The organism is Streptomyces sp. PA03-6a (genome assembly GCF_033792765.1).
In the GTDB taxonomy this organism is placed as follows: domain Bacteria; phylum Actinomycetota; class Actinomycetes; order Streptomycetales; family Streptomycetaceae; genus Actinacidiphila.
In genome coordinates, this window is sequence record NZ_JARAVK010000619.1 from 1 (window position 1) to 643 (window position 643).

Annotated in this window: 1 protein-coding gene and 1 pseudogene; both read left to right on the forward strand. The window is 68.1% G+C overall.

Annotated features, from left to right (window positions below; translation table 11 throughout):
• Window positions 1–406 (forward strand): DnaB-like helicase C-terminal domain-containing protein (locus PV350_RS46905; protein WP_500339345.1); only part of this gene is annotated, 406 nt, incomplete at its 5' end.
• 143 nt (window positions 407–549) lie between these two features.
• Window positions 550–643 (forward strand): annotated as a pseudogene (locus PV350_RS46910) (telomere-protecting terminal protein Tpg); the annotation flags it as partial.

The following is a 643-nucleotide window of genomic DNA, read 5'->3' on the forward strand; positions in this document are numbered from 1 at the left end:
CGACCTGAAGCTGGCCGTGGCCGACTACCTGCAGCTGGTGCAGTCCGGCGCCGCCCGCCGGCCCGAGAGCCGCCAGCAGGAAGTCTCCGAGATCTCCCGCAACCTCAAGCTCCTCGCCAAGGAGCTCGAGATCCCGATCGTGGCGCTGTCCCAGCTCAACCTCGGACCCGAGCAACGCGCCGACAAGACCCCGGCCGTCTCCGACGTGCGCGAGTCCGGCTCCATCGAGCAGGACGCCGACATCGTGATCCTGCTCCACCGCGAGGACGCCTACGAGAAACAATCCGCCCGCGCCGGCGAGGCCGACCTGATCGTGGCCAAGCACCGCAACGGCCCGACCGCGACCATCACCACGGCCTTCCAAGGGCACTACAGCCGGTTCGTGGACATGGCCACCAGCTACTGACACCCCCCAGAACGGCCCACGCGGCCCGCTGGCGGCCGATCATCACCCGGATCGCACATCCGGTCATCCAGGGCCATGATCGGCCGCCAGCAGCCCGCACAGACGATCAAGCACCACATCGCGGAAGGAGCCCACCGGTGGGAATGCTCGGGGAGAGTCTTGACCGCGCCGTGCAAGGCGCCTTCACCCGCCGCATCCCCAAAACGGCCCCCGCTCAAATGCGTTACCTCGTCAAAC